The organism is Kineococcus gurbantunggutensis, from assembly GCF_050871925.1.
GTDB lineage: Bacteria > Actinomycetota > Actinomycetes > Actinomycetales > Kineococcaceae > Kineococcus.
In genome coordinates this window covers 47,886-54,956 of record NZ_JBJLSG010000018.1, presented here as the reverse complement: position 1 = coordinate 54,956, position 7,071 = coordinate 47,886, and the positions used below count along the sequence as shown (strand labels likewise).

8 protein-coding genes are annotated in these 7,071 nt (G+C 72.4%); 5 read left to right on the top strand and 3 right to left on the bottom strand.

Annotated elements, in window-relative coordinates:
- The coding region (locus ACRYR7_RS05405) for a transglutaminase domain-containing protein (protein WP_432571048.1) at positions 1-606 on the top strand (606 nt) is incomplete at its 5' end.
- Positions 607-1,138: 532 nt separating this feature from the next.
- Positions 1,139-1,630 (top strand): sigma factor-like helix-turn-helix DNA-binding protein, encoded by a 492-nt coding sequence (locus ACRYR7_RS05400; RefSeq protein WP_432571047.1) that lies wholly within the window; start codon positions 1,139-1,141, stop codon positions 1,628-1,630.
- 487 nt (positions 1,631-2,117) lie between these two features.
- Here the strand turns inward: ACRYR7_RS05400 and ACRYR7_RS05395 are convergent, their stop codons facing one another.
- Positions 2,118-2,702: a TetR family transcriptional regulator gene (locus ACRYR7_RS05395; RefSeq protein WP_432571046.1), complete on the bottom strand. Its 585-nt coding sequence runs from the start codon at positions 2,700-2,702 to the stop codon at positions 2,118-2,120.
- A 101-nt stretch (positions 2,703-2,803) separates the two neighbouring features.
- Between ACRYR7_RS05395 and ACRYR7_RS05390 the strand changes: the two genes are divergently transcribed.
- From ACRYR7_RS05390 to ACRYR7_RS05380, 3 genes are all read left to right on the top strand, one after another.
- Positions 2,804-3,703 carry an SDR family NAD(P)-dependent oxidoreductase gene (locus ACRYR7_RS05390; RefSeq protein WP_432571045.1) on the top strand — a complete coding sequence of 300 codons (900 nt, stop codon included), beginning with the start codon at positions 2,804-2,806 and terminating at the stop codon, positions 3,701-3,703.
- A gap of 264 nt (positions 3,704-3,967) precedes the next feature.
- Positions 3,968-4,324 (top strand): hypothetical protein, encoded by a 357-nt coding sequence (locus ACRYR7_RS05385; RefSeq protein WP_432571044.1) that lies wholly within the window; start codon positions 3,968-3,970, stop codon positions 4,322-4,324.
- Between the two features lie 127 nt (positions 4,325-4,451).
- Entirely contained in the window at positions 4,452-5,324 is an 873-nt protein-coding gene (locus ACRYR7_RS05380; protein WP_432571043.1) for an alpha/beta fold hydrolase, read from the top strand.
- Positions 5,325-5,458: 134 nt separating this feature from the next.
- Here the strand turns inward: ACRYR7_RS05380 and ACRYR7_RS05375 are convergent, their stop codons facing one another.
- Positions 5,459-5,593, bottom strand: coding sequence for a hypothetical protein (locus ACRYR7_RS05375; protein WP_432571042.1), 135 nt, complete (start codon positions 5,591-5,593; stop codon positions 5,459-5,461).
- Positions 5,594-5,968: 375 nt separating this feature from the next.
- Positions 5,969-6,979 carry a zinc-binding alcohol dehydrogenase family protein gene (locus ACRYR7_RS05370; protein WP_432571041.1) on the bottom strand — a complete coding sequence of 337 codons (1,011 nt, stop codon included), beginning with the start codon at positions 6,977-6,979 and terminating at the stop codon, positions 5,969-5,971.
- Positions 6,980-7,071 lie beyond the last annotated feature (92 nt).

Below are 7,071 nucleotides of genomic sequence, written 5' to 3'. Positions count from 1 at the left end.
CTGCTGGTGGTCGGTGCGCTGCGCCAGCGCGCGGTGCCCGCGCGCAGCCGGGTGGGTTTCGCGCACTGCTTCACCCCCGGCTTCGCGCACGACCACGTGGTGGTGGAGTTCTGGTCGCGCGGGCGCTGGCGGCGCGCGGACCTGGAGCTGAGCACCGCCCCGGGCGCCCCTTTCGATGTGCTGGACCTGCCCACCGGGGCAGGAGCGCCGTTCGAGACGGCCGCGCAGGCGTGGCTGGGCTGGCGCGCCGGTGAGAGGGATGCCTCCAGGTACGGGGTGGTGCCCGGCTCGCCGTGGTGCGGGGCGGGCTTCGTGCGCGATGAGGTGCTGTACGAGGTGGCGCACCGCTTCGGTGATGAGCTGCTGCTGTGGGACGGCTGGGGGACGCTGGAGGAGCCGGCGGCGCTGGGCGACGAGGAGGTGGATGAGCTGGCGCGGTTGCCGGTGCTGGCCGATGGCGGGGACGCGGCGGCGGAGGTGGACCTGGTGGGGTGGTACCGCGGGGATGCGCGGCTGCACCCGGGGGAGTCGGTGATCACGCGGTCCCCGTTCGGGGGTCCTGCGCGGGTGGTGGACCTGACCCGCGGGTTGCTGCCACCGTCGTGAGGAGGTGGAGGCGCCAGCCCGGACCAGGATGCCTGGGTGCCTGGGTGCCTGGTTCAGCCAGCTTGAGCGCGCGTGCATGCCTGCAGTTGCGGTCATGCACCGAGCCGGCGGTACACCGCACTGGGTGTACCAGGACGTGCCGGCCATGAGCCGCGGCGACCGCAGCGATGACGGCGGTAGTGGCACACGTCATGGCTGGAGCTGTCACGGTGGTCCGCCGCATCGCCGGGCTCGAAGTCCGCGATGGTGCTGGCGAGGAGGCGCGGCCACGGTTCGCCCTCAAGTGCAGTCATTGCACCGAGGCCTCGCTGCAGCGGTGCCGGGCACGATGCCGGCACGGACCAGGGAGGCGAAGAGTGCTGAGAACTCCACAGCTATGGAGCATGGCGCGGTGCGCCGATCGGTGGCGTCGGCGCGTTTGGACCACCTCGTGGCGTCACCGTCGGTGCCTGGCGCCTCGTGGGAGCGGTGAGCACGTGAGCGGTGAGCACGTGCGCGGTGCCCGTGCTGGCGGGCTGAGGGCAGGGATGCGGTGAGTCTCGATTTCGATCAGTTCGTGGCGGTGCACGGGCCTGCGCTGCAGCGCCTGGCCGGCGTCCTGCTGCTGGACCCTGCGGCGGTGCCCGATGTCGTGGAAGACGTGCTGGCCCTCGCGCTGCTGAGGTGGCGTCGCATCCAGAGCGTTGATGACCCCGTCGTCCACGTCGACCGCATGCTCGTTGTTGCGTCCACCTCGACCTGGCGCCGGGTGCTCGATCGCAAGAAGCTGCGTAGAGCATGGCGTTCGCGCAGCGCTGGGACCGGCGAGGACCTGCAGGACTCCGCTGGCGGGTCGACCGTCGAAGAGGTGTTGCGGTCGCTGACGATCCGGCAGCGCGCCGTGATCGCGCTGCACCACCTGGAGCACATGTCCCACGAGCGGATCGCTGAGGTCTTGGAGGTGTCGGTGAACACTGTCCGCGCTGAGAGCAGACTCGGACTGGCTGCTCTGCGCGCGGCGCAGTCGCACCCCGCCGCGCCGTGAGCGGTCGTCGGGCTCGGGGTGTGCGGCGCTTTTGCACCAGCGGCCGCCAGGCGGGGATATCAGTGCCGCTGGCTCTGTGCCTCGTGGTGATGCGGGTGGGCTGCCTCAGCGGCGTGTGGCGACCGCGGGCGCCGTGCTGCACGAGCGGTGCTGCTGCCGGTGGTGCTGCTGCCGGTGACCGGGTGCACGTCGTGGCCGGTGAGCGCCCAGCGCCGCTCAGTTCATCCTCGCGGTGCATCCTGGCTGTGCACTCGAGCAGCATGTCCGCACGAGACTGGCGCACCTCGGCTGTGAAGTCAGAACCGTGCGTGCCGTGCGTGCCATGGCGGGTGCCCGCCACTGCTCGTAACCGGCAGTCGTTGTTCGCGCCGGGTGTCGGCGGGTGTTCGGGCGTGTTGACGGGCGCGGCTTCGTCCGTGCTGGGGGTCCGGGGTGTCGGGGACTTGACCGCTCGCGGGCGAGTGCGCGTGCTGCAGCGCAGTGCTGATCAGCGGTTGAGCAGGCGGCGCACGGCGTCGACGACCACCTGCCGCCGGTGCTCGTGGGTGCTGCCGGTGACCAGGTCGTCGAACTCCGGCACCGAGGAGTGCCACACGGCGGCGATCTGCAGGACCAGGCCGAGCAGTTCCTGCGGCGACCAGTGCGTGGGTAGTCGACCGTCGGCTTGTGCGCTGGCGATGGCCTCGACCTTGGCGCGGTTGGACTCCTCGATCGAACGCAGTCGCGAGGCTGCGAGGGCGGTGTCGTCCCCACCGGACTGCTCCAGTCGGTGCCAGGCGGCTATGCGCTGCACCTCCGGGTGCTCGACGTAGGAGTCGAACAGCCGGCCCGCGTAACCGGGCAGGTCCTCCACGTCCATCGGCACCGTGGAGGTGGTCCGCTCGACGATGCCGTCGAAGACAGCGGCGAACAGCGCGTCCTTGCTGCCGAAGTAATGGTAGATCTGCGCCTTGTTCGACCCGGCGGCCGCGGCGATGCGGTCCACGCGCGCGCCGGCCAGCCCACGAGCGGAGAACTCCTCCATCGCGGCGTGCAGCAGCCGTCTCCTCGTCGCCTCCGCGTCTCCCGCCACCCGACAAGCATACCGACTAACCGTTTGGTTGACGCAGGGCGCACCGAGTCGTACAGTTCCGGCTGTCAACCAAACGGTTAGTTCAGAGAGTGGAGCTCATCGTGTCCCAGGTCTTCCTCGTCACCGGCGCCTCCCGCGGCCTCGGCCGCGCGGTCGCCGAAGCCGCTGCCGCGGCCGGTCACCGCGTCCTGGCCACCGCCCGGCGCCCCGAGACCCTCGACGACCTCGTCGCCGCCCATCCCGGTGGTCCCGGGGGTTCCCCCGACGCCCCCGGGGGCCGGGTGCTCGCCGCCGCCCTCGACGTCACCGACGCGGCCGCCGCCCAGCGCGCCGTGGAGACGGCCGTCGAGGCCTTCGGGCGCCTCGACGTGGTTGTCAACAACGCCGGCTACGCCAACCTCGGCAGCATCGAGGACACCCCGCTGGAGGACTTCCGGGCCCAGCTGGAGACGAACCTGCTCGGGGTCGTCACCCTCACCCGCGCTGCGCTGCCCGTGCTGCGCGCTCAGGGCGGCGGGCACGTGGTCCAGGTCTCCTCCATCGGCGGGCGCGGTGCTGCCCCCGGTCTGAGCGCCTACCAGGCGGCCAAGTGGGCCGTCGGCGGGTTCTCCGAGGTCCTCGCCCTGGAGACTGCGGACCTCGGGATCAAGGTCACGGTCCTCGAGCCGGGCGGGATGCAGACCGACTGGGCCGGTTCTTCCATGAGCGAGCACCCGACGCAGCAGGTCTACGAACCCCTCATGGCGCAGATGCGCAGGCTCAACGACACGCTCGCCTCCGGCGGCTCGGCCAGCGACCCCGCCCGCGTCGCCCAGCTGATCCTGCGGGTCGCCGCGATGGAGCAGCCGCCGCTGCGCCTGCTCGTGGGCGCCGACGCCGTCGAGATCGCCGCCACCGTCGCCCGCCGCCGCGCGCAGGAGGACGAGCGCTGGCGGGAGCTGTCCTTGTCGGTGGCCCGCCAGGACGCAGCGGAGCTGGACCTCTCCGTGCTCGGCCACTGACGCCGCAGGTCCTCGCTCGCCGAGCGTCCTCGACGTCCGCGCCGCTGCGACCACCCACCGGCCGGCGGTGCAGCCGACGACCCCACCCGCCAGATCGTGCAAGCCGCCCACGCCGCGGGAATCCCGCACCTCTGCGCTGGGCCCTGCGCTGGCCCGTCCGCTCGCCCCGGCGGTGATGCCGCTGACGGCGCACCTGGCGCACACGGTGTAGACGGCGCACACGGTGTAGACGGCGCAGCGGGGGTCGCCGACGCCGGTGCAGGTGTGGAGGTGCTGCCCGGCATCGGCGCCGTGCCGGTCGCGGGCCACACCCCCGCCAGCCACCTCATCACGTCGAGCGCGCAGGGGCAGCGGCTGATCTACCGGGGCGACCTGCTGGAGCACCAGGGGCGACTGTGCGACGCCGGCATCCACTTCACCACCGGCATCGACCGCCCAGCGGCTCAGCGCGCCCGTGCCCGCGCCCGCACCTTCGAGCAGGCGCTGAGCCAGGACATCGTCCTGGTCACCGTGCACCCGGGTGACCCGGTGTTCCAGCGCATCGGCGCACCAGGCACCTGGCTCGACGCCACCAGCGCCCGCGGTGGCGAGGAACGCGCTCGAGACTGGTCATCGTGCTGATGTCCCGGGCCCAGCAGAACCGTAGCGTCCTCGACGCGGCCGGCCACGCACCGCCGTGCCCACCTCATCCACGCCGGGCGCCCCGCACCTGCCGGGCGCCCGGCAGCGATCTCACGGGAGAAGCGTCATGAGCCTCGCAGGATCGGCAACCTCCATCGAGCAAGCGCCGGGTCCCTACCGATCCGACGAGGCGCCGACCGAGTTCACCGAGCACGGCGGCTACCGCTACGCCTACCGCCGCTTCGGTCCCCGAGGCGGCACGCCCCTCGTGCTGTGCTTGCGCTTCCGCGGCACCATGGACCACTGGGACCCCGCGTTCTTGCAGGTCCTCAGCGACGAGCGCGACGTCATCGTCTTCGACAACCGCGGGCTGAGCCTCACCTCCGGCCCGCCCGCGCGCTCGATCGAGGAGATGGGCCGAGGGCTGCTGGACCTGCTGGACGCGCTGGGCCTGGCCGCCGTCGACGTCCTCGGCTGGTCGCTGGGCGGGATGGTCGCTCAGGCCGCGGTCCTTGCCCAGCCGCAGCGCTTCCACCACCTCATCGTCGCCGGCAGTACCTCCCAGGGAGTGCCGGGTCAACCCGCTCCCGAGGCGAAGGTCTGGCAGGTCGCTGGCCGCGGCGCCAACGACGACGAGGACTTCCTCTACCTCTTCTTCCCCCAGACGCCGGAGGGCCGGGCTGCCGGGCTGGCATCGCTGCGCCGCCTGGAGCACCGGCTGACCGCGTCGGGGGCGGTCGTCTCGGCTGAGGGGGTGCAAGGACAGCTGAACGCCATCCTCGCCTTCACCGAAGGCTTCTGGTCCCGGCTGCCGGAACTGCAACTGCCCGTGCTGGTGGCCAACGGCTCGCACGACGTGATGATCAACGCCTACGCGACCTACGCGATGTCGACGAGGCTGCCGAACGCCCGGGCGCTGCTGTACAGCGACGCCGGCCACGCCTTCCTCTTCCAGCACGCGGCCGAGTTCGGCGACCAGGTGCTGAGCTTCCTGCGCTGAGCAGGCGCCGCGCTCCCGGCCGCCGACACCGGACACCTCTCGGAAGAGGGGCCCGACCCGCCTCCCGGAGGTCGCGGCTCGGGCCCCTCGACGAGGCGATGCCGATCGGTGGGCGCACCCGCACGCCGACGTGCTCAGGAGACGGCGCTCACGCCGGCCCGCGAATCCTGCAGCACCTGTTCGGTGCTCAGGACGGTGTCGGTCAGGAAGCGGTAGTTGACCTGGGCGGCGGCCGAGGCTCCTTCGAGGAGCAGCTGCAGGTTCGCCACCGTCCCGTGCTCGTGCAGCGCGTCGCCCAGCAGGGCCCAGGCGGGGTTGCCCGGGCGCAGGACGTCGTTCTGCGGGTCGGTGATGACCGCGGCGGTGTCGTGGGGGGGTGAATCGTACGAGTCGCTCCCTGGTGGGTCGCTGCGTCGCAGGTGGGGACGGCGTCGCCGCCGTCATCATCACGGTGCGTCCACGACCGCGTCATCGCCACGATGACTGCATCGGCTCCGGCCTCAAGCGTCCGGCCTCCGGCGTCCGACCTCCGGGAAGGCTGGTGGTGCGCGTGCGGACCCGGTGTCGGCTCGCGCGCCCTGCGCCGCCGGTGGGTCGGCCGACCTCGCGACGAGGCACCCACCGGCGGCGGCAGCCGGTGGCTGTCAGCGGTGCACGACGACCTTGCCGACGGTGCGGCCGGTCTCCACGAGCCGGTGCGCCTTGCGCAGGCCCGCGGCGCTGAAGTCGCCAATGGCCGTGGTCAGCGTCGTGCGCACCCGGCCGGCGTCGACCAGGGCCGCCACCTCGCCCAGCAGGCGCTGCTGCTCGGCGATGTCGGGGGTGGTGAACAGCGAGCGGGTGAACATCAGCTCCCAGTGCCAGGCGATGGACCTGCTCTTCAGCGGCAGCAGGTCCAGCCCCACCGGGTCGTCGATGGCGACGATCTGCCCGAAGGGCTTGACGACCTGCGCGAACGCCTCGACGTTGCCCGTCGAGTTCGGCGAGAAGAGGAACTCCACGCCCTCGGGGGCCACGGCCTTCACGGAGGTCACCAGGTCGTGGTGGTCGATGACGGCGTCGGCGCCCAGCTGCTCGACCCAGGTGCGCGAGGCCGCCTTGCCGGCGCTGGCCAGGACGCGCAGCCCGGTGAGCTGCTTGGCGAGCTGCACCATGACCGAGCCCACGCCCCCCGCGCCGCCCAGGACGGCCAGGGTGCCGGTGGAGGAGGCGCCCAGGCGCAGCCGGTCGAACAGCGCCTCCCAGGCGGTGAGGGAGGTCAGCGGCAGCGCGGCGGCCTCGGCGAAACCCAGGGTGGCCGGCTTGCGCGAGACGATGCGCTCGTCGACCGCCTGCAGCTCGGTGTTGGAGCCGGAACGGGTGATGTCCCCGGCGTACCAGACGTCGTCGCCCACGGACAGCGTCGTCACGGCGGCGCCGACGGCTTCCACGGTGCCGGCGGCGTCGTAGCCGAGGACCTTGGGGGCCTGCTGCCTGCGCAGGCCCGCGCGGACCTTGACGTCGACGGGGTTCACCGAGACGGCCTGCACGCGCACGAGGACGTCGTGCGGGCGCAGTTCGGGGACCTCGATGCGCACGTCCTGCAGCGAGGCGGGGTCGGAGATCGGCAGGCCGTCGAAGGCGGCGACGGCGTTCACGGTGGTCGGGGTGCTCATGGTCGTCCTCTTCGGGGTGCGGGGTCCCGCGGTGCGGGACCGGTCGGGATACTGCCGGGATGGTGCTGGGTGGTGCCGGGCGCTGCCGGGGT

Excerpts from the sequence above, each read along its gene's own strand:
- ACRYR7_RS05370 (WP_432571041.1), bottom strand. The coding sequence starts at position 6,979 with ATGAGCACCCCGACCACCGTGAACGCCGTCGCCGCCTTCGACGGCCTG.
- ACRYR7_RS05380 (WP_432571043.1), top strand. The coding sequence starts at position 4,452 with ATGAGCCTCGCAGGATCGGCAACCTCCATCGAGCAAGCGCCGGGTCCC.